Source organism: Thioalkalivibrio sp. ALMg11, assembly GCF_000377905.1.
GTDB lineage: Bacteria > Pseudomonadota > Gammaproteobacteria > Ectothiorhodospirales > Ectothiorhodospiraceae > Thioalkalivibrio.
Genome location: NZ_KB898872.1, coordinates 263244 through 287242, shown reverse-complemented (window position 1 = coordinate 287242; position 23999 = coordinate 263244). Strand labels below are relative to the sequence as shown.

Below are 23999 nucleotides of genomic sequence, written 5' to 3'. Positions count from 1 at the left end.
GCGTCGCCCCGGGAGAAACGTAATGGGTCATGCGGAGGATGCAGGGGCGGGCTTGTTCCACCGTGCCGCCGTGGGGCTGGTGATTCTGGACGGCAGTGGTCGCATCCGTGTGGCCAATGCGCGCCTGGCGGGATGGCTGGGCTGCGCAGCGGACGACCTCGATGGCGTGCGGCTGGCCGATTGTGTGCCGCAGGGGCAGCACAAGGCGTTGATGGACGCCCTCGCGCGCTCCGGCTCGGCCGAAGTGACCCTGGACCTTTTGCTGGCGGCCCCGAATGTCGAGAACGCAACGGCGGTGGCTTGCACGCTGGTGCTGGCGCCCGATCCGGACGGGCGGCTCGCCACCGTGCAGCGCCAGGCGCAAGGCGATTCCGCCGCCCAGGTCTACGAGCAGATCTTTACCGCCAATACCGCCCCGAAGCTGCTGATCAACCCCGAGGATGGCGGGATCGTCGATGCCAATCCGGCCGCAGCGGCGTTCTACGGCTATTCGGCCGAGGCGTTGAAGGCCATGTGCATCCAGGACATCAACACACTCTCGGCGGACGACGTGCGCACCGAGATGGAGCGGGCGGCTCGCGAGGAACGCCGCTTCTTCCGTTTTCGCCACCGCATCTGCGGGGGCGAGATCCGCGATGTCGAGGTGTATTCCGGCCCGGTGGTGCTGGACGGGACCCAATATCTCTACTCGATCATTCACGATGTCTCGGAGACCCGGCGCTACGAGCAGGAGTTGGAGTTCTACGGAGTCGCGTTTGGTCGGCTTCCGGTGGGTGTCTACCGTAATACCCCGGGGCCAGAGGGCCGCTTTGTGCGGCTCAATCCGGCCATGGTGGAATTGTTCGAGGCGGAAACCGAGACCGAACTGCGCTCGACGCCGGTCCGTGAACTCTACCGTGATCCGGTCGAGCGCGAGGCGTTCAGCCGCGACCTCAAGGCCTACGGGCGGGTTGTCGGTCGCGAGTTGGATCTAAGGACACTGCGCGGACGGCCCTTCCGTGCCCGGATCACCGCGTACCGGACCGAGGATGGGGACGGTCGGCATGTGTTCGACGGCGTGATCGAGGATGTCACTGAGCTGCGCGCGGCCGAGGCCTTCCAGACGCGCTTGCTGGCCAGTCTGGCTGAAGGGGTCTTCGGGCTGGATCGCTATGGTCGCTATACCTTCCTGAATCCGGCGGCCTGTCGTTTGCTGGGTTTCGAGGACGAAGCCCAGGCGCTGGGGCGGGATGCGCATTCGACCAATCATCACATGCTGGTGGACGGGACCTCCTACCCGCCCGAGGCCTGCCCAATCCGCCGTGTCCTCGATACCGGCAAGCCGCTGGACTCCTGGGACGACCACTTCGTGCGTGCCGACGGGACCCTGTTTCCGGTGAGCGTCTTTACCGCACCCACGTTCGACGTGTCCGGCCGGGTCGACGGCGCCGTGGTCTCGTTCCAGGACCAGACCGGCCGGCATGAGCGCGAGGCGCGTCTGACCAAGGCAACCAGCCACCTGCCTGGGGCGATCTACCAGTATCGGTTGTATCCGGACGGACGCCACGCCTTCCCGTTTGTCAGCGAAGGCGTCCAGGGGGTCTACGGGTTGTCCCCTGACGAGATCCAGGAGGACGCCGATGCGGCCTTCGCTCGGGTGAACCCCGACGACCTCCCGCGTATCCAGGCCAGCATCCAGAAGTCGGCGCGCTTGCTGGGACCCTGGCAGGTGCGTTTCCGCGTCCGCCATCCGTTACGCGGGACGGTCTGGGTCGAGGGCCGCGCGACGCCGCAAGTCCTGCGAGCAGACGGCAGTATGGTCTGGCATGGGGTGATGATCGACATCACCGAGCAGGTGGCGATGGAGGAGGCCCTGCGCGAACGCGGCGAGGAACTGGCCGCGGCGCAGCGCATCGCGCACGTGGGGAGCTGGGTCTGGACGATCCAGGAGGATCGCACGCGCTGGTCGGACGAGGTCTATCGCATCTTCGGTCTGCAGCGGGAGGATCAGGAGGCGAACTACGCAGGCTTCCTGCAGGCCGTCCACCCGGAGGACCGGGACCGCGTGGCAACGAGGGTCCAGTCGGCGCTGGAGACCGGGGAGTACGACATTCATTTCCGGGTCCTGCGTCCCGATGGCCGCGAGCGCATGGTCCATACGCGCGGCGCGGTCGAGCGCGATGCCGGCGGCAAGCCCTCCCGCCTGATCGGAACGGTGCAGGACGTGACCGACCGCCACGCGCTGGAGGAGAACCTGCGCCGGCTGGTCGGCATCCTGGAGTTCACCCCGGACGTGGTCGGCATGCACGGGCCGGACGGGAAGATGCTTTTCCTGAATGCGGGTGGGCGTGCATTGTTCGGTCTGCCACCGTCTTCCGGGGAACCGTGGGATCCCGAAACCGGCTGGAATACCCGAAGCCTGCCGACCGAGGTGGATTCCCTGGAGACCACGGTCCGGCGGTTTCATCCGCCCTGGGCCGCGGACCATATCCTGCAGGAAGCGGTCCCGGTAGCGATGCGCGAGGGCATCTGGCAGGGCGAGACTGCCGTACTGGATGGCGCGGGCCGCGAGGTGCCGGTGTCCCAGGTCATCATGGTTCGCCACGATGGCCAGGGGCAGGTGCGGCAGGTCTCGACCATCCTGCGTGATATCTCGCAACGCAAGGCCGTGGAAGAGGCCCTGCGCGACAGCGAGGCGCGTTTCCGCCAGCTGGCCGGGTCCGTGAACGAGGTCTTCTGGCTGCAGGACGAGCATTCGATTTTGTACGTCAATCCGGCCTACGAACGGGTCTGGGGCTATAGCCGCGAGCACCTGTACCGTGAGTCGGCGACGATGCTGGAGGCCGTGCATCCCGAGGACCGCGCCCGGGTGGCGGCGGTGTTTCTTTCCGGGGCTTTCGGGGACGGAACGGCCGACGAGACCTTTCGAATTCTGCGCCCGGACGGGGAGCAGCGCTGGGTTCGGGTCTGCCGTTACCCGATCGCGGACACAGAGGGACGGGTGACCCGGGTGGCCGGAACGGCGGTCGACATCACCGAGCTGAAGGCCACCCAGCAAGAGCTGGAACGCAACCAGACGGAACTCGAGCATCAGGCCTTCCATGACCGCCTTACCGGTGTCGCCAACCGGGCGTACTTCGAAAGCCTGCTGGACAGCGAAGTCCAGCGTGCCGAACGTTACGGGCAGGGGTTTTCGCTGGTGATGTTCGACCTCGATCACTTCAAGAAGGTGAACGACGCCTATGGTCATGCCGCCGGGGATGTGGTGTTGCAGGAGGTGACCCGCGTGGCGGGCGAACGCCTGCGTAGCTCGGATGTGCTCGGGCGCTGGGGGGGTGAGGAGTTCATGGTCCTGCTGCCGGCCGACGCGGCGGAGGCCGCCGCGCAGGTGGCGGAGGTGATCCGGGCGCGGGTGGCCGGGCATGCCTTCCCGGACGTAGGCAGGGTCACGGTCAGCCTCGGGGTAGCGGCGTTTCACCCCGGTGAGCCCCGCGGTGAGCTGCTGCGGCGGGTCGACGAGGCGCTCTACCGCGCCAAGCGCGAGGGCCGTAACCGGGTAGCCGTGGCGCCGCCTCCCGCCGCCTCCCGCCGCATGACGGGGCGCACCGAGGAGAATTCGGGTGGCGCATAGTGGCCGGCGCGGCCTGGGCCGGGTGCTGCATGCCTTCGGATATTCCTGGCGCGGACTGCGCGAGGCCTACCAACACGAATCGGCGTTTCGCCAGGAGCTGGTGTTGCTCGCGGTATTGCTGCCGCTGGCAATCTGGTTGGGCGAGAGCGGGGTGGAGCGGGCGCTGCTGGTGGGCAGTGTGCTGTTGATCCTGGTGGTGGAACTGCTGAACTCGGCGGTGGAGGCGGCGATCGATCGGTTCGGCGACGAGCGCCATCCACTGTCGGCCCGCGCCAAGGACATGGCCTCGGCCGCGGTGCTGGTCAGTTTCCTGCTGGCGGCGCTGGTCTGGGGGCTGATCCTGCTCTGACCGCGGTGGGACATCCGTGCCTTCTCCATTCCGTCATCGCGGCCGTAGCGCAGCGTAGAGCCGGGATCTCCGGCGTTGGGGGCTGTCGCGGCGTGGGAGATCCCGGATAACCGCTAGGCGGTTTCCGGGATGACGGCATAGGGTGGGCGGTGTCTGGGGTGACGGCAATGAGGTGGGTGGTGTCCCGGGCGACGAACTATAGGGCCATCGGCGACCGGTATGGCGGGGGAGGAATCCCGGCGACGATGTCCAGGCTCCCGCCCGTGGGGCATGCGGGTCCGTCAGGAGCCGTTGTGTGCCATGCAGTCGGTGAAGCCGTCCGCCATGCCCTGCATCAAGTGGAACCAGGCATCGGGGCCGGGTTCCAGCTCCGCGCCGATCGGATCGAGCATGCCGAGCCGGGTGCCGGTGCCCTCGGCCACGGTTTCCGCCAGCGCCGGGCGGAACTGCGGCTCGGTGAACAGGCAGGCGACATCGCCCGGTGCCAGGCGCGTGCGCAGTTCGGACAGCCGGCGGGCCCCGGGCATGCGCGAGGGGTCGACGCTGATGGATCCGGCCGCGTTCAGGCCGTAGTGTTGCTCGAAGTACTGGTAGGCGTCGTGAAACACCATGAAGCGCTGGTCGCGCACCGGGGCCAGTTGCTCGGCGATCGTGGCGTCCAGCTCGTCGATGCGCTGGAGCAGGGCATCCCGGTTGTCGCGGATCGCGTCGGCGTTGTCCGGATCGTGTTCGGCGAGACGCGTGGCGAGTTGCTCGACGATGCTGCGTGCCACCGCCGGTGAGAGCCACAGGTGGCTGTCGTAATCGCCATGGGCGTGGCCGTTTTTCGGCGGTGCTTCGTCGTGCGCGTGATGGTCATCGTCGTGGGCCGCGTGCCCGTGTTGATCGGCACCATGGTGGTCATGGGCGTGCCCGTGGTCTTCCTGGTGGTGGTCTCGGTGCTCGTGGGTCCCATGTTCGTGGGCATCGTGTCCGTGGTCGCCGTGGTCGTGATGGTCTTCCCATACGCCGCCGGTGCGGCCCTCCAGAAGGTCGAGATTCAGATCGTGCATCAGGCTGATGACCGTCGCCCGGTCGGCGATCCCGTGCAGCGAGCGCTCCAGAAATCCCTCGAGCTCCGGACCGACCCAGACCACCAGGTCGGCCTGCTGCAGGCGCCGTGCCTCGGAGGGCCGCATGGAATAGCCGTGGGGCGAGGCGCTGGCCGGCACCAGCAGTTCCACCTCGTGGGTGTCGCCGGCCAGCGCGGCAACCAGACTGTGAATCGGTAGAATCGATGCGACGATGCGCGGGCTGTCGGCCTGCGCGGGCGCGGCCACCGTCACCAGCAACGCCAGGGCCAGCAGCAGGGCGGGGAAGGTTGGGCGGCGGGTAGCGGATCGCATGCGAGCATTCTCCATCGGATTCAATAACGTTATAGTATACCAATATGAATCGCGTAACCCCTCCCCCGCACGCTGAATCGGTGACGGACGCCTCGCCGTTGCTGGCGGCCCGCGACGTCTCGCTGGAACGCGGCGGGCGGGTGATCCTGGATCATGTCTCGGTGCAGGTGCGCCCCGCCGAGGTGACCGTGGTGATCGGGCCCAATGGCGCGGGCAAGACCTCCCTGCTGCGGGTGTTGCTGGGGCTGTGGAAGCCGGGGCAGGGCAAGGTGGAGCGGCGCCGCGGTCTGCGCATCGGCTACATGCCGCAGCGCCTGCAGATCGAGCCGGTGCTGCCGTTGTCGGTGCGGCGTTTCCTGACGCTGCGCCAGCGGGCCCCGGAGGCCGAACTGCGCGAGCGCCTGGAGCGGGTCGGGGTGCCGCATCTGCTGCACAAACCGGTGCAGTCGCTCTCCGGTGGCGAGATGCAGCGGGTGCTGCTGGCCCGCGCCCTGCTGAACCGGCCGAACCTGCTGGTACTCGACGAACCCGCGCAGGGTGTGGATATCGTCGGCCAGGGCGAGGTATTCAAGCTGATTGACGATATCCGCCATGAGACCGGCTGCGGGGTGCTGATGGTGTCGCACGACCTGCACCTGGTGATGGCCGGGGCCGATGCGGTGATCTGCCTGAACCAGCATGTCTGCTGCACGGGCCGGCCGGAGGAGGTCTCGCGCCATCCGGAATACCAGCGCCTGTTCCCGGAGACGGACATGCAGGGGATCGGGGTCTACAAGCACGATCATGACCATGTGCACGACCTGGGCGGCGAGGTGCACGAACATCACGCCGGTTGCGGCCATGGCCACAGGCCCGGTCCGGGGGGCGGTTCCCGATGATGGACGGCCTGCTCGACGATTTCCTGATTCGCGCCCTGCTGGCCGGGCTGATGGTGGCCGCCGTGGCGGGTCCACTGGGGGCCTTCGTGGTCTGGCGGCGCATGGCCTATTTTGGCGATACCGTGTCGCATTCGGCGCTGTTGGGCGTCGCCCTGGGGGTGCTCCTGGGGCTGAACCTGAACCTGATGGTCACGATCGTGTGCGTGGCCATCGCCATCCTTCTGGTGTTGCTGCAGCGACGTCAGGAACTGGCCTCGGACACCCTGCTCGGGATCCTCGCGCACAGTTCGCTGTCGCTGGGGATCGTCGCCGTCACCTTTATCGAGGGGTTGCGGGTGGATCTGATGGCCTACCTGTTTGGTGACATCCTCGCGGTGGGCACCAACGACCTGATGTCCATCGCGATCGGCGGTGGGGTGGCGCTGCTGCTGCTGATCCTGCTGTGGCGCCCGTTGCTGGCGCTGACCGTGCACGAGGAACTGGCGCAGGTGGAGGGCGTGCCGGTACTCCTGGTGCGGCTGGGCCTGATGCTGCTGATCGCGCTGGTGATCGCCGCGGCGATGCAGGTGGTCGGCGTGCTGCTGATTACCGCGCTGATGATCATCCCGGCGGCCAGTGCCCGGCGCTTCGCCAATACCCCCGAACAGATGGCGATCCTCGCCGCGGTCATCGGCATGCTCGCGGTAGGGGCCGGGCTGTGGGGTTCCTTCCAGTACGACACCCCCACCGGTCCGACCATCGTGGTCGCTGCGATGCTGGGCTTCATCCTTGTCCACCTGTTGCCGGCGCGCCTGATCCCCCACTTCGGCGGGCGCTGAAGCCCTTCTTCGTACCTTCGTGCGCTTCGTGGTGGACAAAAGGGACGCGGGGGTAGCTGTCAGCGCTGGCGGCGTTCCAGGCGTTCGAAGGTGAAGGGGCAGGTGTGGTGGTCGTCGGCTTCGTGGCGCTCGGACCAGACGATGTCCCAGTCCGCGGGGTCGATGGCGGGGAACCAGGTGTCCCCGGCATGGCACTCGTGCACCCGGGTCAGGTGCAGAACGTCGGCCCGTGGCAGGGCCTCCTCGAACAGACCGGCGCCGCCGATCACGAAGGCCGGGCCCGCCTCGATGGTGGCCAGCGCCGCGTCGAGATTGCGGTAGACCTCGACGCCGTCCGCTTGCCAGTCTGCCTGGCGCGTCAGCACCAGGTTGCGGCGTTTCGGCAGCGCCCGCCCGATGGACTCGAAGGTTCGCCGTCCCATGATCATCGGGTGGCCGGCGGTCATCCGCTTGAAGTGTTGCAGGTCCTTCGGCAGGTGCCAGGGCAGGTCGTTGTCGCGCCCGATCACGTGATCCGGATCGAGCGCGACCATCAGATGAATCTCGGGCTGGGGCATGCGGATTCCGGAAGCGCTCAGATGGCGATGGGCGCCTTGATCGGGGGGTGGGACTGGTAGTCGCGCACCTCGATGTCGTCGAAGGTGAAGGCGAACAGGTCGGTGACATCCGGATTCAGGTGCAGGGTCGGGAGCGGCAGTGGCTCGCGCCCGAGCAGGGTCTCGACCTGTTCCTGGTGATTGCGGTAGAGGTGGGCGTCGCCGAAGGTGTGGACGAACTCTCCGGGCTTGAGACCGACCACCTGCGCAAGCATGTGGGTTAGCAGGGCGTAGCTGGCGATGTTGAACGGCACCCCAAGGAAGACATCCGCGCTGCGCTGGTAGAGCTGGCAGGACAGGCGATCGTCGGCCACGTAGAACTGGAACAGGGTGTGGCAGGGGGCCAGGGCCATGCGCCCGGCCTCGGCGTTCGCCCGCGGCGAGACGGACTCGTCCGGTAGGTCGGCCACGTTCCAGGCGCTGATGATGTGGCGCCGGGAGTGGGGGCGGTTCTTCAGGTTGTCGATCAGTTCGGCAAGCTGGTCGTGGCCGGCCCAGCTGCGCCATTGCGCGCCGTAGACGGGGCCCAGGTCGCCGGCCTCGGTGGCCCACTCGTCCCAGATACGGACCTGGTGCTCGCGCAGGTAGCCGACATTGGTGTCGCCGGCAATGAACCACAGCAGTTCATGGATCACCGAGCGCAGGTGGGTGCGCTTGGTGGTGACCAGCGGGAAGCCGTCGGCCAGATCGAAGCGCACCTGGTAGCCGAACACCGATCGTGTGCCGGTTCCCGTGCGATCCGGGCGGTCCGTCCCGTGGTCGCGGATATGGCGCACCAGGTCCAGGTATTGCTGCATGTCAGACGGTCTCCGGGGCAGGGCGCGCGGTGGGCAGGGGGTTGCGCCGCGACCAGAGGATCAGGATGACGCCGACCAGGATCACCGGGAGCGTCAGGACCTGCCCCATGGTGAGCCAGTCGAAGGCGACATAGCCGAGATGGGCATCCGGTACGCGCACGAACTCGACCACGAAGCGGAAGCTGCCGTAGAGCGTCAGGAACAGTCCGGAGATCAGGCCTGTGCGCCGCGGCTGGCGCGAGACGATCCACAACACGACGAACAGCACCAGGCCCTCGAGGAAGGCCTGGTACAGCTGCGACGGATGACGCGGGATGTAATCCGCGGCCGGGAAGACCATGGCCCAGGGCAGGTCGGTGGGTTTGCCCCACAGCTCGCCGTTGATCCAGTTGCCGATGCGCCCGGCCCCCAGGCCGATCGGGATCAGCGGGGCGATGAAGTCGGTCAGGCGGAAGAACGACTGGCCGATGTTGCGCGCGTAGAGCCAGCAGGTGACCAGCACGCCCGCGAGCCCGCCGTGAAAGGCCATGCCGCCTTCCCAGATGCGGAACAGGCTCAGCGGGTCGGCCAGCGTGGTGTCCAGGTTGTAGAACAGTGCATAGCCGAGCCGCCCGCCGACGACGACTCCGATCACGCCCCAGAACAGCAGGTCGCCGACCTGCCAGGGGTGCAGGGGGTCCCAGTTGCGGCTGCGCGTACGCCAAACCCCCAGCGCCCAGAAGGCGACGAAGCCGACCAGGTACGTCAGGCCGTACCAGTACAGGGTCAGCGGGCCTATGGACAGGGCGACGGGGTCGATAAACGGGTGTGTGGGCATGGACGCTTGCGGATGAAAAGCCGGCTGCACATGCTACTCGCCCGGGCCTCGGCATGCACCTGTATGCCGCTAGCCCGATCCACCTGCAAGGAGGCCGCGCGATGAACCGACTGGCCGGGGTCAGCAGCCCGTATCTGCTGCAGCACGCCGACAACCCCGTCGACTGGTACCCCTGGGGCGAGGAGGCGCTGGAGCGCGCCCGCCGCGAGGACAAGCCGATCCTGCTCTCGATTGGCTATTCCGCCTGCCACTGGTGCCACGTGATGGCGCACGAATCGTTCGAGGACCCGGCTACCGCCGAGGTGATGAACGCGCGCTTCGTCAGCATCAAGGTGGACCGCGAGGAGCGTCCGGACCTCGACCGCATCTACCAGAATGCGCACATGCTGCTGTCGCAGCGCCCCGGCGGCTGGCCGCTGACCGTATTCCTCACGCCGGACCAGGTGCCGTTCTTTGCCGGTACCTATTTCCCGAACACCCCGCGCCACGGCCTGCCGTCGTTCGTGGACCTGATGACCCGGGTGGCGGACTTCCTCGCCGAGCATCCCGACGAGATCCAGCGCCAGAACGACTCCCTGCAGCAAGCGTTGGGGCGGATCTACCGCCCGGCCGGTGGCGCGATTCCGGCCCTCAGTGTCATCGACAAGGGGCGTGCCGAACTGGCGAAGACCTTCGACGAGCAGTTCGGCGGTTTCGGTGACGCCCCCAAGTTCCCGCACCCGGCCAGTCTCGAATGGCTGGCCTGGCACGGGGCGCGCCATGGCGACGCCGAGGCCGACCGCATGCTGGCTCGCACCCTGGACGCGATGGCGGCCGGTGGCATCTTCGACCAGGTGGGCGGCGGCTTTTGCCGCTACTCGGTGGATGCCCGCTGGATGATCCCGCACTTCGAGAAGATGCTCTATGACAACGGCCCGCTGCTGGGCCTGTACGCCGAGCGCGCGGCGAGTGGTGACGAACGCTCGCGGCGGGTGGTGGAGCAGACGGTGGCCTGGCTGGAGCGCGAGATGCTGGATGCCTCCGGGGCCTTTTATTCGAGTCTGGACGCGGACTCCGAGGGCGAGGAAGGTCTCTTCTACGTCTGGGACCCGGAGACGGTCGAGGCACTTTTGCCGGCGGACGAGTGGGCAGTGGCCAGCCGGGTCTGGGGGCTGAACGGGCCCGCCAACTTCGAAGGGCGCTGGCACCTGCACGAGGTGGCGCCGCCGGCGACGGTCGCGGATGCGCTGGCGATCGACGAGACAGAGGCGAACCGGCGCCTGGATCGCGCCCGCGAGCGCCTGCTCGCGGCGCGCGAGGCACGCGTTCGGCCGCATCGCGACGAGAAGATCCTGGGTGCCTGGAATGCCCTGATGATCACCGGCCTGGCGCGCGCGGCGCGTGCCCTGGAACGCCCGGACTGGCTGCGACTGGCGCGCGAGGCCATGACGGCGGTGCGCGAACGCCTGTGGCGCGACGGGCGGCTGTACGCCAGCGTCCGCGAGGGTGCGACCGGCGCGATGCCGCGCGCCTATCTGGACGACCACGCCCTGTTGCTGGAGGCCACGCTGGCGCTGCTGGAGGCCGAATGGGACGCCGACCTGCTGGACTGGGCCGTGACCCTGGTCGAGACCCTGCTGGTGGACTTCGAGGACGCCGAGCATGGCGGCTTCTTCTTTACTGCCCGGGACCACGAGGCGCTGATCCAGCGTCCGAAGGTGTATGCCGACGATGCCATGGCCGCTGGCAACGGCGTCGCGGCGCAGGCGCTGCAGAAACTCGGTTTCCTGCTGGCGGAGCCGCGCTACCTGGAGGCCGCCGAACGCACCCTGGCCAATGCCGGCCCGATGATCGAGCAGGCGCCACTGGGTCACATGAGCCTGCTGACCGCGCTGGACATCCATTACCAGGCGCCGGCCCTGGTCGTGCTGCGGGGGCCGGCCGACGAACTTCCCGCTTGGCAGCAGCGACTGCGGGCGCAGGATGCTCCGGTGTGGACCTTCGCGATTCCCGCGCAGGCCGGCGATCTGCCCGCCGCGCTCGCGGAAAAAGCCGCCCCGGAGACGGGCGTGCGGGCCTATGTCTGTCGCGGGTTGCAGTGCGCCGCTCCGGTGACCGATCCCGTTGCGCTGGAACGCGCGCTCGACGCGGGTTGAATCGCTCGGACTCGCACCCAAGGTAGAATGAGGTCCCGGGTGTAGGAGCCTGCTTGCAGGCGAACGCCCCTGCCGGCATCCGACTCTGGCCGGGGCGTTCGCCTGCAAGCAGGCTCCTACGGGGGGTAGTCCGATTCATTGCAAAAGGGAATGTTCGAATGAGCGAAAAGAAGCTGATGGATTTCGTCGCCGAGGCGCGGAAGAACGTGAAGGAGATCGCCCCGGCGGATCTCGCCGAGAAGATGGAAAACGGCGAGGACTGGCTGGTGGTCGACGTGCGCGAGCCCTACGAATTCGAAAAGATGCACGCGCCGAATTCCATCCTGGTTCCGCGCGGCCTGCTGGAGGGCGCGGCCGATCCCAACACCCCGCACCGCATCGATGCGCTGGTGAACGCGCGCGAGAAGCCGGTGGCCGTGATGTGCGCAACCGGCGGGCGTGCCGCGATGTCCGTGCAGCGCCTGCAGGACATGGGCTTCACTAACGTGGTGAACATCGCCGGCGGTATCAAGAGCTGGGAAGGCGAGGACCTGCCGGTGGAATCCGGTGCCTATACGGGCCCGCTTCCGTAGCGGGGGCTGACGGGGCGGGGGCAGGGGCCTTCGCCCCGAACGGTGTCGTTTCCGGGCGCTGTTTCGACGAAGGGTTCATCCGACCGTCATCGTTCCTACACGGAGCGGTCAACCACGCGGCGTAGTCTCCGGGACAGTTCAACCGGAGGTCGCCACCATGAGCGCACCGCAGCTGTCCCCGCCCGCACCGATCGCGCCGAGCGAAACTGCCTACCGTGTCCACCTCGCGTCCAGCCCGTCGGATCTCGAGGCGGCCCAGCGCCTGCGCCAGGAGGTATTCGCTGGCGAGATGGGGGCCGCGCTTCCGGATACCGGGTCAGGTCTGGACCGGGACCCCCTGGATCCCTTCTGTCATCACCTGCTGGTGCGCGAACGGCGCTCCGGTGCGGTGGTTGCCTGCACGCGCATCCTGACCGAGGAGAGCGCCAGCACGGCCGGCGGCTTCTACTCGCTGTCCGAATTCGAACTGGGCCCATTGATGAACCTCCCGGGGAAGACTCTGGAGATCGGCCGCACCTGCGTGCACGCAGATCATCGTCAGGGCGCCGCGATCAACGCGCTGTGGACCGGTCTGGCCCGGTTCATGAATGCCCATCGCTACGAATACCTGATGGGTTGTGCGAGTCTGCCACTGAGCGAACACACGCCGGCGCAGCTGGCCTGGCTTCGCCTGTTCCACCGTGCTCCGTCACGTCTGCGGGTGACGCCGCGCCGGCCGCTGCCCAATTCTCTGACCATCTGGCATGGCACGCCCAGCCGAACTGGCATGCCGCCGCTGCTGAAGGCCTACCTGCGGCTGGGTGCCCGGGTCTGTGGCGAGGCCTGTTTCGATCCCGACTTCAATGTGGCCGACGTGCTCGTCCTGCTGGATGTGCGCGCCATGCCGGACCGTTACCATCGGCACTTCATGGGCGCCACGGCGTCCGCAAGCCGAGGAACGGAACATGACTGGAACATTGCGGGCACTGGGTAGGCTGATGCGCATCATGCTGCACATGCTAACGGGAGTTTGGCTGACCTGGCGGCTGGCCCGTCGGGGGGCGGCCTTCGAGGAACGCAGCCGCATGCGCCGCGCCTGGTACGACCGTGCGCTGTGGATCGTGGGGGTTCGCTTCAAGATCCATGGTGACGAGCCTGAGCGCCCGTCTTTGGTGGTGGCCAATCATGTCTCCTGGCTGGATATCCCCCTGATTGGCGCAGCGGTGGACACCTGTTTCCTCTCCAAGGCTGAGATAGCGCGCTGGCCGGTCTTCGGCTGGCTCGGACGCCAGCATGACACCCGCTTCATCGACCGCGGCGCCAGTCAGGCGTCTGCCCACTTCGAGGCGATGCAGGCCGGCCTCGACGAGGGCCGACAATTCGTGGTGTTCCCGGAAGGCACGACCAGCCGTGGCGAGTTCGTGCGCCGGTTTCACCCGCGGCTGTTCGCGGCCGTGGCGGGGACCCAGCACCCGGTACAGCCGGTGGCGCTGGCCTACGAAGGTATGCCGAACGGACCGGTGCCGGTGTCCTACGCGGAAGACGATCGCCTGATCGCGAACGTCTGGCAGCTGTTGTGCCGGCGCGAGACGCACGTGGACCTGCACCTCCTGGAACCGCTGGAATCCGCCGACCAGGATCGACGCAGTCTGGCCGACGGCGCCCGCAGCGCCATCGTCGGCGTGCTTGGGCTGCCGGTCGACCCGCCTTCGGGGCGGGCAACCGCCCGCGCCTCGTAGCGGCGGGCGGGGGAGGGATTCAGCATGTCGTCGCCGCTACACACGGAACCCCGCCGCCCCTCCCGCACTTTCCTGAACCTTGCCCTGGTGACCGAGACCTGGCCACCGGAGGTCAATGGCGTCGCCCACACGCTCGCCCGCCTGGTCGAGGGGATGCGCAGCCGCGGACATCGTATTCAGGTGCTGCGCCCGCGCCAGCCGGGCGAATCGAAGGGCGTCGTGATCGATCCGATAGAGATGGACGGCTCAACGGAGGACCGGCTACTCGCCGGGCTGCCGCTGGCGGGCTACAGCGGGCTGCGTATGGGCCTTCCGGCCCGCCGGCGCCTGACGGCGCTGTGGACCGAACACCGGCCCGACGCGGTGTATATCGCGACCGAAGGCCCGCTTGGCCATTCGGCCCTGCGTGCGGCGCGGTGCCTCGGGATCCCCGTTGCCTCGGGTTTTCACACCCATTTCGATGGCTATGCCCGCTACTACGGCGTGGGCTGGCTGACGCCGCTGGTGCGGGCCGTCCTGCGCCGTTTCCACAATCGCTGCGACGTCACCCTGGCCCCCACGCAGGTGCTGACCACAAGCCTCGAGGCCCATGGTTTCGAGCGCGTGCGAGTGATGGCGCGAGGCGTGGATACCCGGCACTTTACTCCCGCGCGGCGATCCTCGCGTCTGCGGCGGCAATGGGGGGGCGGTTCGATGGGGCCGGTGGTCCTGTACGTCGGCCGCCTGGCGCCAGAGAAGAATCTGGGTCTGGTGGTCGAGGCCTTCCGCGCGATGCAGGAGCGCCTGCCCGAGGCCCGCCTGGTGCTGGTGGGGGACGGACCGTCGCGCGTGGGGCTGGAGCGGGCGCATCCAGACCTGATCTTCACCGGACAGCAGGTGGGTCAGGCCCTGGCCCAGCACTACGCCAGCGCCGATCTATTCCTGTTCCCGTCCACCTCCGAGACCTTTGGCAACGTGGTGATCGAGGCCATGGCCAGCGGCCTCCCGGTACTGGCCTTCGATACCGCGGCGGCTCACGAACACCTGATCAGCGGCGTGAGCGGCGCGCGCGTGCCCTGTACCGGAGACGTAACGGTGGATGCTGCCGCCTTTGTCACGGCTGCGTTGGAACTCGCGCAGGGCCCGGAGGGATGGAGCGAAATGGGGCACCACGCCCGGGCGCGCGCCCGTGGCCTCGACTGGGTCGAGGTGGTCGCCGAGTTCGAAACGGTTTGTCTGGAACTGCTAGGAGAGGCGCGCGATGCGAGTCCTGCACTGGATGGATGAGTTCGAGCTGGCGGTCTGCCAGCGGTTCAATCACTACAATCGCCGTCGCGCCGTCAGCGGGTTCTTCGGCTGGATCAGCCGCCTGGGCGATGGGGCCATCTGGTATGCGCTGATGCTTGCCCTGCCACTGATCCATGGGCCGCAGGCGGCCTGGGTCAGTGTGCAGATGGCGGTAGTGGGGCTGGCCTCGCTGCCGCTTTACAAGTGGCTGAAGCGGCGCACCAGCCGGCGCCGCCCCTGCCATCGTGATCGGCCGTTCGCGCGCACGGTCGACCCGCTGGACGAGTTCAGCTTCCCCTCGGGCCATACCATGCACGCGGTCGGCTTCACCGTAATCCTGGTGGCCTGGTTCCCGATGTGGGCGTGGGTGGTCGTGCCGTTCGCAGTGCTGGTGGCCGCCTCGCGGCTGGTGCTGGCCCTGCACTATCCGAGTGATGTTGCGATGGGGGCCCTGATTGGCGCAACGGTGGCTGCGACCCTTCTTGGGCTGGTCAGCCTGCTCTGACACTCGAACCTGCGTTACCCATCTCGTCATCCCGGAAACCGCGTAGCGGTTATCCGGGATCTCGTTGAGACGCTCGGGTCGTCCCTGGAGATCCCGGCTCTCCGCTTCGCTCCGGCCGGGATGACGGGGGAAATTTCAGGCCTTTCCGGGAGATCCCGGATAACCGCTGGGCGGCTTCCGGGATGACTGTGAGAGCGCCGCATAGCCCCTCTTGGGGGTCCTGGCGGTTCCCGGGATGCCCGGCCCTGCCGGGGCTGAAAGGTCAGCCGCGCAGGGCGAGGGCTTCCTCGTTGTAGGCGGCGTCGATGGTGACGATGGTCTTTTCCACCAGGCGGAAGCCTTCGACCGGGGCGTCGTCGCCCATGTACTTCAGGCGCGTCGGGCCGATGGACTTGACCGCCTCGCCACGTTCCATGGTGGCGTCCGGGCTGTCGGCACCGGCGCCGTCCATCAGGGCCACCAGGACCTCGGCCGCGATGGGGTTGCGGTGTTCGCCGCTGCGCGCCTTTTCCAGCGACGCGGCGGGGTCGCCGTCCAGGAACACGCCGTCCATGTGTTCATCCAGATACTGCAGCAGTTGACTTAGCGTCATGGGGTAGGTCTCCGTTGGGTCTCGAAGCGCCGTCATCGCCCGCTGGCGATGACGGCGGCCGGTAATGGTTCAGCCTTGCGGCGCGTAGGTGGCGCGGGCGGCGGACAGCGCCCGGCCGGGGGTGACCGCGCCCCTGTCGGCGAGCACGGCCTCCAGCGCGGACAGGCACAGCAGCACGTTCTTCTCGTTCGCGCCATGGCCCATCAGGCCGATGCGCCAGACCTTGCCGGCGTACGGGCCGAGGCCCGCGCCGATTTCCAGGCCGTAGCGGTTCAGCAGTTCGCCGCGCACCGCGGCCTCGTCCACGCCTTCTGGCACGTGGATGGTGTTCAGCTGCGGCAGGCGATGCTCGGCGTCGACCAGGAAGCTCAGGCCCATGGCCTCGAGCCCGGCGCGCAGGGCATCGTGGTGACGATCGTGGCGCGACCAGCTGTTCTCCAGGCCCTCTTCGGCCAGGATCACCAGGGATTCATGCAGGGCATACAGGGCGTTGATCGGTGCGGTGTGGTGGTAGGCGCGCTTGCCGCCGCCGCCCCAGTAGCCCATGACCAGATTCAGGTCGAGGAACCAGCTCTGCACCTTGTGGCTGCGCGCCTGAATGCGTTCCACCGCGCGTTCGCTGAAGGAGACCGGGGACAGGCCCGGGGTGCAGGACAGGCACTTCTGCGAGCCGGAGTAGATGGCGTCCACGCCCCAGTCGTCCACGTACAGCGGGCTGCCGGCCAGGCCGGTCACCGAGTCGACGATGCTCAGGCAGTCGTGTTCGCGGGCCAGGCGGCACAGCGTCTCGACATCCGAGCGTGCGCCAGTGGAGGTCTCGGCATGCACGAAGGCCAGGATCTTCGCGTCCGGGTTGCCCTTCAATGCGTCCTCGACCTTCTCGGGCGAGACCGGGTTGCCCCAGTCGTCCTCGACCACGACGGCGGTCCCGCCGCAGCGCTCGACGTTCTCCTTCATGCGGGTGCCGAACACGCCGTTGATGCAGACGATCACCTTGTCGCCCGGCTCGACCAGGTTCACGAAGCAGGTCTCCATGCCGGCGGAGCCGGGGGCGGAGACCGGCAGGGTCAGGGCGTTGCTGGTCTGAAAGGCGTACTGCAGCAGGCCCTTCATCTCCTCCATCATGCCGACGAACACCGGGTCCAGGTGGCCGATGATCGGCCGGCTCATTGCGGCGAGCACGCGCGGGTTCACATCGGAGGGGCCGGGGCCCATCAGGGTGCGCTGCGGGGGGAGAAAGGATTGTGCCTGCATGAATGCGTCTACCGTATTGAGAAAGGGGGAATCTAGATTGCCGTCCGGGCGCGGGCAAGCGCCCCTACGCACCGGCGGGAGTTGCGCCGCTGTGGCGTTCGAGCAGTGTGAGCCAGTGCTCGACCGGCGTGTCGGTCCCGGACTGCAGGTGGGTCTGGCAGCCGATGTTGGCGGTCACGATGCGCGCGGGGCTGGCGGCCTCGAGGTTGTCGAGCTTGCGTTGGCGCAGTCGGCCCGCCATCGACGGCTGCAGAATGGAATAGGTGCCGGCCGAGCCGCAGCACAGATGCGGCTCGGCGACCGGTAGCAGGTGGAAGCCGGCGGCCTGCAACAGCGGTTCCACGCGGCCGGCCAGGCCCTGGCCATGCTGCAGGGTGCAGGGGGCGTGCCAGGCTACGGGCGGGTGATCTGCCGGCGCCCGAATGCCGAGGCTGCGGATGGTCTGGATATCGAACAGCTCGACCGGGTCGCGGACCTGCGCCGTGAAGCTGGCGGCGCGTGTGGCATACGTCGGGTCGTCGGCCAGGATGTGCGCGTAGTCGCGCAGCATGACGCCGCAGCCGCTGGCGGTGCTGACGACGGCGTCCACCCCGTCCGCGAGAATCGGCTCCCAGGCATCCAGATTGGCCCGGGCCCGCTCGCGGGTGCGCTCTGCGAACGCCAGGTGGTGTTCGACCGCGCCGCAGCAGCGGGCCTCTCCTGCCTCGATCACCTCGATGCCAAGGCGCCCCAGCAGCCCCCGGAGTGCGGCGTTGATGCGGGCGTCGATCGCATCGTGCACGCAGCCGCCGAGCAGCAGGACGCGTGCGTGGGGAAAGCCTGCCGGTGTCGACGCGCCAATGCTGGTTGCGCCGGGCCGGGCACCGTGGCGTGCGGGCACGCGGCGTTTCAGGGTGGCGGGCAGCAGCGGGCGGGCCAGGCGGCCCAGCCCCAGGGCCGCCCGGAACGGCCAGCGCGCCGGCAGCACGCGGACCAGCAGGCCGCGCAGCAGCCGGTCGCGCCAGCCGCGCTGGAGGTCTTCCTCGATGACCTCCCGGCCAAAGGCGACCAGGTGGTTGTAGTCGACGCCGGAGGGGCAGGTGGTCATGCAGTTGAGGCAGGTCAGGCAGCGGTCGAGGTGGGTGCGCGTGGTGGTGTTCGCCTCGCCGCTCTCCAGGACCTGCTTGATCTGGTAGATGCGGCCGCGCGGGCCGTCCAGCTCGTCGCCCTGCTCCTGATAGGTGGGGCAGGTCGCGTTGCAGAAGCCGCAGTGCACGCAGGCGCGCAGGGCATCCTCGGCGATGCGCGCCGCCGGGTCGTTCTCGAAGCGGGGGTGCAGGCGGGTTTCCATGGCCTCAGCTCGCCGGCGCGGTGCGTGGATGAGGGGTGATCAGCGGGGCGAAGAACACGCCGTCAGGGTCCAGGGCGGCGCGGACCTGGCCCTCCAGTCGCGCGTGGGCCGGGGGGCGGGGGTGCAGCCAGGGCGCCCCGGCCGGATCGCCGGACCACAGGCGGGCGTGTCCGCCCGCTTGCTCGGTGGCCGCGCGCACTGCGTCCGGGGTTGCCGTGGACCGCAGCCAGCGCTCGCCGCCGCCCCAGTTGATCAGCCATTCGCCGGGCAGATCCAGCGGCGGGGTGGCGGGCGGCAGGCTCAGACGCCACAGGCGCTCGCCACGGGTCATTGGTCGGGTGAGGAAGGGCAGGTGCCGGTCGCGCAGTTGCGCCCAGAAGGCAGGGCCGTCGATGTCCGGTTCCGCGCCCAGGCGCTCGGCGGCCTCCTGCACGGCTTCCTGGCCCCCGCCCAGGCGGATGTGGCCGATACCGTCGGCCCAGGCCAGCCCCGAGAAAGGCAGGGCCGTACGGCCCCAGTCGCGCGCCTGCTCGATGAAGGCCGCAGCGGAGCTCTCCTGGCGCAGCCAAGCCTGGTAGGCGGGGGCGGGCAGTAGCTTGAAGCTGACCTCCAGCAGCAGGCCGAGGCTGCCGAGGCTGCCGGCCATCAGCCGCGAGATATCGAAGCCCGCGACGTTCTTCATCACTTCGCCGCCGAAGCGCAGGATCTCCCCGCGGCCGTTGACGATGCGCGTGCCGAGCACGGCGTCGCGCAGGCTCGCGGCCCAGGGTCGGCGCGCACCGGACAGGCCCAGGGCAACCATGCCGCCCACCGTGCTCGAGGGGGTGGGCATGGCGGGTTCGAAGGGCAGCATCATGCCGACCTCTTCCAGCGCGGCCTGCAGTTCCATCACCGGCGTGCCGGCGCGCACGGTCACCACCAGCTCGCTGGGCGCGAGGTTGACGATGCCGTAATGGCCGCTGGCCTCCAGTGGCTGGACATCCGGTTCGAAGCCCGTGGGGAAGGCACGCGCGCGCTGACTCCCGCCGCCTGCGATCGCCAGGCGGTGCCCGGCTGCGACGGCCGTGCGGATGCGCTCGGCCAGTCCAGCGGACTGGTCGGTTCCGGTATCCATGGTGTGTTCTCGAAGCCGGGGGCTAGCCGGTCTCGAGGGTCAGGCGTACGCGCTCCAGGCGATGGCGCACCTCGCCGGCCAGTTCTTCGACGCCGGGTTTGTCGACCAGACCCATGACCGCGACCGGGTCCATGAAGCCGACCGTGCAGGTGCCGTTCTCGTTGTCCTGCACCAGCACGTTGCAGGGCAGCAGCAGGCCGATGTTGGGGTCGGCCTCGACGGCTTGCCGTGCAAGCTTCGGATTGCAGGCGCCGAGGATGCGGTAGGGGCGATGCTCCAGGTCCAGTTTCTTCTTGAAGGCCGCGGCGACGTCGATATCGCTGAGGATGCCGAAGCCCTCCTCGCCGAGGGCAGCCGTGGTGCGCTCGATCACGCTCTCGATGTCGCCTTTCACGATGACATTGAAGCCGTAGTTGGGTTGTTCCATTGCGGTGTACTCCGGTTGCGGTTCGTGGTTACGCCGAAAGCGCGGGTGCGTCGGTGGAAGGACCGCGCCCCGGCGGTTCCGCGCGTCGGCGCTGATTCCAGACTACCAGCAGACCCAGCGCCAGGGCCGGCAGGTAGAACCAGTACGGGCTGGGACGGTCGGTCGGCACCAGTACGCCGGTGATCGACCAACCGCCCTCCAACCCTACTCGGCCGGCGGGGCTGCCGAAAGCGACCGTCTGGATTTGTGCCTTCTGGTCGTCCGGGTCGAAGCGCACGTCCAGCCCGGCGTCGGCCAGGCGCTCGCGCGGGGCCAGCTCGGGATCGCCCAGCGGGAACATCACCGTACGGGTGATCTCGCGGCCCTCCAGGTCGATGCCGGTGGCCTCCAGGCGCAGCGAATCGCGGTCCGGGATGGTCTCGACGACCTCGAGCAGGGTTTCCGCCGGCTGCTGCTGATAGGGCGCAGCGATGCGATCCATCAACACCGTGGGCACTAGCAGTACGAAGGCGACCACCAGCAGCGCGGCGGATTCCCAGTAGCGGCTGCGGGTGAGGAACCAGCCTTGAGTGGCCGCAGTAAACGCGAGGATGCCGGCCAGCGAGCCGAGGAACACCAGCGCCAGCTGGAACACGCTGTCCACCCCGATCAGCAGTAGCTGGCTGTTGAAGATGAAGAAGAACGGCAACGCGATGGTGCGCAGGCTGTAGACGAAGGCCTGGATACCGGTGCGGATCGGGTCGGCCCGGGCGATCGCCGCGCCGGCGAACGAGGCCAGGCCCACTGGCGGCGTCACGTCGGCCATGATGCCGAAATAGAACACGAACAGGTGGGCCGCGATCAGCGGGATCAGGATGTCGTGCTGGGCCCCCAGGTCGACGATGATCGGCGCCATCAGGGTCGCCACGACAATGTAGTTCGCGGTGGTCGGCAGGCCCAGGCCGAGGACCAGGCTGATGACCGCGGTCAACACCAGCACCAGCAGCAGATTGCCGCCGGACAGGGTATCGACCAGGTCGGTCAGCACCAGCCCGACGCCGGTCATCGCCACCGTGCCGACGATGATCCCGGCCGCGGCAGTGGCCAGGCCGATGCCGATCATGTTGCGCGCGCCGGTCTCGAAGCCCTGGAACAGCTCCCAGACTCCGACCCAGGCGGCCTGGGCGAGCCGCCCCTGGCGCCGGTACAGCGCGACCAGCGGGCGCTGGGTCAGCACGATGAAGATCATGAAGGCCACCGCCCAGAACGCCGACAGCCCCGGCGACAGGCGCTCGACCACCAACGCCCAGACCAGTACCACCAGTGGCAGGAGGTAGTGCAGGCCGCTCAATACCGTGGGGGCGACGCGCGGCAGGGGGCGCTCGGTATCCAGGGGCTCGGGGTCCGGTTCGCGGGCGACGACCCAGACCAGCACCAGATAGCTCGCCAGTAGCAGCGCGGCGATGATCCACGCGGCGGCATCCCCGGCGATAGTCTTGATCCAGCCCAGTCCCCAGTACACCGCGCCGGCGAGGATGATCAGACTGGCCACGGTCAGGCCGAAGCTGATCAGGCGTCCGCGCCAGGTGGTGCCGGTGGCGCGCTTGAGGCCCTCCATGCCGTTCTTGCAGGCTTCCAGGTGGACGATGTAGATCAGTGCGATATAGGCGATCAGCGCCGGCAGGATCGCGTGCTTGAGCACCTCGACATAAGGGATGCCGACGTACTCGACCATCAGGAACGCGGCGGCGCCCATCACCGGCGGCATCAGCTGGCCATTCACCGAACTGGCGACCTCTACCGCGCCGGCCTTGTGCGGGGCAAAGCCGACCCGCTTCATCAGCGGTACGGTGAAGGTGCCGGTGGTGACCACGTTGGCGATCGACGAGCCGGAGACCACGCCGGTCATCCCGGAGGCCAGCACCGCCGCCTTGGCCGGGCCGCCGCGCAGGTGCCCGAGCAGGGCGAAGGCGACGCGGATGAAGTAGTCGCCGGCCCCGGCGCGCTCCAGCAATGCACCGAACAGTACGAACAGGAAGACGAAGCTGGTGGAGACGCCCAGCGCGATGCCGAATACACCCTCGTTGGACAACCACTGCTGGGCCATCGCGCGCGGGTAGCTGGCGCCCCGATGGGCGATCAGGTCCGGCATCAGCGGCCCGGCAAAGGTATAGAACAGGAAGATCGCGGCGATGATGGTCAGCGCCGGGCCGAGCACCCGGCGGGTGGCCTCCAGCAGCAGGATCAGCCCGATCCCGGCCATGATCAGGTCCACCTCGGTGGGCGCGCCGGGGCGTGTCGCCAGCGCCTCGTGGAACAGGTACAGATACAGGGCGCTGAAGGCCGCGACCACGGCGAACACCCAGTCGCCAAGGGGCACGCGATGCACGGGGTCGTTTCCGCGCAGGAGTGGCCAGGCGACCACCACCAGGGCGATGCCGAGCGCCAGGTAGACCTCGCCCAGGCGTTCCAGGCCGAGCAACTGCCACAGCCCCAGCGCGATCAGGGCCAGCCCGCCCAGGGCATAGAGGATGCCGATGGCGTGTTGCCAGCCTTTGCCGCGGGCGGTGGCGCGGACCGCCGGGAACAGCAGGTAGCCGAGGAAGATGGCGAACGCCAGGTGGATCGAGCGGGCCTCGGTCTCGGAGACCACGAAGACGTCCACCCAGTCGGCGATCGGCGATGCGATCCAGATCTGGAACAGCGACCAGGCCACGGCCGTGAGCCAGATCAGGCTGCGGGTGGCGCGGCCGGGATGGCGTCCGCCGGTTTCCAGCTCCCCGATGGAGGCGTCAGCGGGGGCGGAAGTCTCCGGGCTTTGCGTTCGGCTATCAGTCATCGATCAGCCCCGCTTCACGGAAGTAGCGTCGGGCACCGGGGTGGAGGGGTGCGGACAGGCCCTCGTCCACCATGCCCTCGCGTTCGAGGCCACTGAAGGCCGGGTGCAGGCCGCGGAAGGTCTCGAAGTTCTCGAACACCGCGCGGGTCAGCTCGTAGGCGGCGTTGTTCGAGGTGCGGTTGGAGGTGACCAGGGTGGCGCCCACTCCGTAGGTGTGGATGTCCTGGTCCTGCCCCGGGTAGGTGTCCGCGGGGATCACGGCCGTCAGATAGTAGGGGGTCGAGCGGATTAGTTCGTCGATGGCCGGGCCCTCCAGCGAGACCAGTCGGGCATCGCAGGTGGCGATCGGCTCCTGGATCGCCGCGGAGGGGTGTCCCACCGAGAACACGAAGGCATCAATGCGGTTGTCGCACAGGGCCTGGGCCTGTTCGCGCGAGGGCAGTTCGCTGACCCGGCGGAAGGTGTTGTGGTCCCAGCCGAGCGTGTCCATCAGCTGTTCCATCAGGGTGCGCTGGCCGGAGCCGGGGTTGCCGATGTTCACGCGCTTGTCCGGCAAGTCGTCCAGGCCCGCGATGTCCGCGTCCGGGCGGACCACCAGGGTCAGCGGTTCCGGGTGCAGGCTGAACATCGCGCGCAAGTGGTCGGCGGGCCCGAAGGCCTCGAAGCGGCCGCTGCCATGATAGGCGTGATACTGGAGATCCGACTGGGCCACGCCGAAATCCATGTCGCCCGAGCGCACCATGTTCAGGTTGAAGACCGAGCCGCCCGTGCTTTCGGCCGTGCAGCGCATCCCGTGTTCGTCGCGGCGGGTGTTGAATAGACGGCACAGATGCTGTCCAGCCGGGTAGTACACGCCGGTAACACCGCCGGTGCCGATGTTGATGAAACGCTGCTCCGCCCCGGCCAGTGGCGCGAGCAGCAACAGGCCGAGGGCCAGCAGTCCGCCGGTAAGGTGCCGGGTGCGGCGTCTCGCGGTGCGGTGGTCGGGTCGTCCTCGCATACGGGCTCCGGGGAACAG

21 protein-coding genes are annotated in these 23999 nt (G+C 68.3%); 10 read left to right on the top strand and 11 right to left on the bottom strand.

What is annotated here, in order from left to right; all coding sequences use genetic code 11:
* Positions 1–22 precede the first annotated feature (22 nt).
* Positions 23–3610: a PAS domain S-box protein gene (locus tag D578_RS0104015; protein WP_018948689.1), complete on the top strand. Its 3588-nt coding sequence runs from the start codon at positions 23–25 to the stop codon at positions 3608–3610.
* Complete coding sequence (locus D578_RS0104010) at positions 3600–3959, top strand: diacylglycerol kinase (RefSeq protein ID WP_018948688.1); 360 nt, start codon at positions 3600–3602, stop codon at positions 3957–3959. Before D578_RS0104015 ends, D578_RS0104010 begins: the two co-directional genes overlap by 11 nt.
* A gap of 281 nt (positions 3960–4240) precedes the next feature.
* Here D578_RS0104010 and D578_RS0104005 read toward each other — a convergent pair whose 3' ends face one another.
* Positions 4241–5344, bottom strand: a complete 1104-nt coding sequence (locus D578_RS0104005; protein ID WP_018948687.1) for a zinc ABC transporter substrate-binding protein ZnuA — start codon at positions 5342–5344, stop codon at positions 4241–4243.
* A 44-nt stretch (positions 5345–5388) separates the two neighbouring features.
* On the opposite strand from D578_RS0104005, the gene znuC reads away from it, so the two are divergent.
* Both znuC and znuB read left to right on the top strand, forming a co-directional pair.
* A complete protein-coding gene (znuC, locus tag D578_RS0104000; RefSeq protein WP_051076321.1) occupies positions 5389–6222 on the top strand; it encodes a zinc ABC transporter ATP-binding protein ZnuC in 834 nt (277 codons plus the stop codon).
* Entirely contained in the window at positions 6219–7040 is an 822-nt protein-coding gene (gene znuB, locus D578_RS0103995) for a zinc ABC transporter permease subunit ZnuB (RefSeq protein WP_018948685.1), read from the top strand. The genes znuC and znuB overlap by 4 nt, the downstream gene beginning before the upstream one ends.
* A 59-nt stretch (positions 7041–7099) precedes the next feature.
* Here znuB and D578_RS0103990 read toward each other — a convergent pair whose 3' ends face one another.
* The 3 genes from D578_RS0103990 to lgt are packed head-to-tail and all read right to left on the bottom strand — an operon-like array spanning position 7100 to position 9250.
* Positions 7100–7597 carry a dihydrofolate reductase gene (locus D578_RS0103990; RefSeq protein WP_018948684.1) on the bottom strand — a complete coding sequence of 166 codons (498 nt, stop codon included), beginning with the start codon at positions 7595–7597 and terminating at the stop codon, positions 7100–7102.
* 17 nt (positions 7598–7614) lie between these two features.
* On the bottom strand, positions 7615–8433 hold the full coding sequence (locus D578_RS0103985) for a thymidylate synthase (RefSeq protein ID WP_018948683.1): 819 nt from the start codon (positions 8431–8433) through the stop codon (positions 7615–7617).
* 1 nt (position 8434) lies between these two features.
* The gene (gene lgt / locus D578_RS0103980) at positions 8435–9250 is read right to left on the bottom strand and encodes a prolipoprotein diacylglyceryl transferase (protein WP_018948682.1); all 816 of its coding nucleotides are present in this window, start codon (positions 9248–9250) and stop codon (positions 8435–8437) included.
* A gap of 101 nt (positions 9251–9351) precedes the next feature.
* Here lgt and D578_RS0103975 point away from each other — a divergent pair, with 101 nt between their 5' ends.
* The 6 genes from D578_RS0103975 to D578_RS0103950 all read left to right on the top strand — a co-directional run bounded on the left by D578_RS0103975 (position 9352) and on the right by D578_RS0103950 (position 15446).
* Entirely contained in the window at positions 9352–11385 is a 2034-nt protein-coding gene (locus tag D578_RS0103975) for a thioredoxin domain-containing protein (protein ID WP_018948681.1), read from the top strand.
* Positions 11386–11543: 158 nt separating this feature from the next.
* Positions 11544–11957: a rhodanese-like domain-containing protein gene (locus tag D578_RS0103970; protein ID WP_018146120.1), complete on the top strand. Its 414-nt coding sequence runs from the start codon at positions 11544–11546 to the stop codon at positions 11955–11957.
* Between the two features lie 157 nt (positions 11958–12114).
* The gene (locus D578_RS0103965) at positions 12115–12930 is read left to right on the top strand and encodes a GNAT family N-acetyltransferase (protein ID WP_018948680.1); all 816 of its coding nucleotides are present in this window, start codon (positions 12115–12117) and stop codon (positions 12928–12930) included.
* A 4-nt stretch (positions 12931–12934) separates the two neighbouring features.
* On the top strand, positions 12935–13675 hold the full coding sequence (locus D578_RS0103960) for a 1-acyl-sn-glycerol-3-phosphate acyltransferase (RefSeq protein ID WP_018948679.1): 741 nt from the start codon (positions 12935–12937) through the stop codon (positions 13673–13675).
* A gap of 24 nt (positions 13676–13699) precedes the next feature.
* A complete protein-coding gene (locus D578_RS0103955) occupies positions 13700–14941 on the top strand; it encodes a glycosyltransferase family 1 protein (protein ID WP_018948678.1) in 1242 nt (413 codons plus the stop codon).
* On the top strand, positions 14916–15446 hold the full coding sequence (locus D578_RS0103950; protein ID WP_018948677.1) for a phosphatase PAP2 family protein: 531 nt from the start codon (positions 14916–14918) through the stop codon (positions 15444–15446). Before D578_RS0103955 ends, D578_RS0103950 begins: the two co-directional genes overlap by 26 nt.
* 262 nt (positions 15447–15708) lie before the next feature.
* Here D578_RS0103950 and D578_RS0103945 read toward each other — a convergent pair whose 3' ends face one another.
* The 7 genes from D578_RS0103945 to D578_RS0103915 all read right to left on the bottom strand — a co-directional run bounded on the left by D578_RS0103945 (position 15709) and on the right by D578_RS0103915 (position 23981).
* Complete coding sequence (locus D578_RS0103945) at positions 15709–16038, bottom strand: hypothetical protein (protein ID WP_018948676.1); 330 nt, start codon at positions 16036–16038, stop codon at positions 15709–15711.
* 69 nt (positions 16039–16107) lie between these two features.
* On the bottom strand, positions 16108–17292 hold the full coding sequence (locus tag D578_RS0103940) for an alanine--glyoxylate aminotransferase family protein (RefSeq protein WP_018948675.1): 1185 nt from the start codon (positions 17290–17292) through the stop codon (positions 16108–16110).
* A gap of 64 nt (positions 17293–17356) precedes the next feature.
* On the bottom strand, positions 17357–18622 hold the full coding sequence (gene glcF, locus D578_RS0103935; protein ID WP_018948674.1) for a glycolate oxidase subunit GlcF: 1266 nt from the start codon (positions 18620–18622) through the stop codon (positions 17357–17359).
* Positions 18623–18626: 4 nt separating this feature from the next.
* Positions 18627–19736 carry a glycolate oxidase subunit GlcE gene (gene glcE / locus D578_RS0103930; RefSeq protein WP_018948673.1) on the bottom strand — a complete coding sequence of 370 codons (1110 nt, stop codon included), beginning with the start codon at positions 19734–19736 and terminating at the stop codon, positions 18627–18629.
* 22 nt (positions 19737–19758) lie between these two features.
* A complete protein-coding gene (locus D578_RS0103925; protein ID WP_018948672.1) occupies positions 19759–20163 on the bottom strand; it encodes a DUF302 domain-containing protein in 405 nt (134 codons plus the stop codon).
* A 28-nt stretch (positions 20164–20191) separates the two neighbouring features.
* On the bottom strand, positions 20192–22981 hold the full coding sequence (locus D578_RS0103920) for a TRAP transporter permease (protein ID WP_018948671.1): 2790 nt from the start codon (positions 22979–22981) through the stop codon (positions 20192–20194).
* Positions 22974–23981, bottom strand: coding sequence for a TAXI family TRAP transporter solute-binding subunit (locus D578_RS0103915; protein WP_018948670.1), 1008 nt, complete (start codon positions 23979–23981; stop codon positions 22974–22976). The genes D578_RS0103920 and D578_RS0103915 overlap by 8 nt, the downstream gene beginning before the upstream one ends.
* Between the last annotated feature and the right edge of the window lie 18 nt (positions 23982–23999).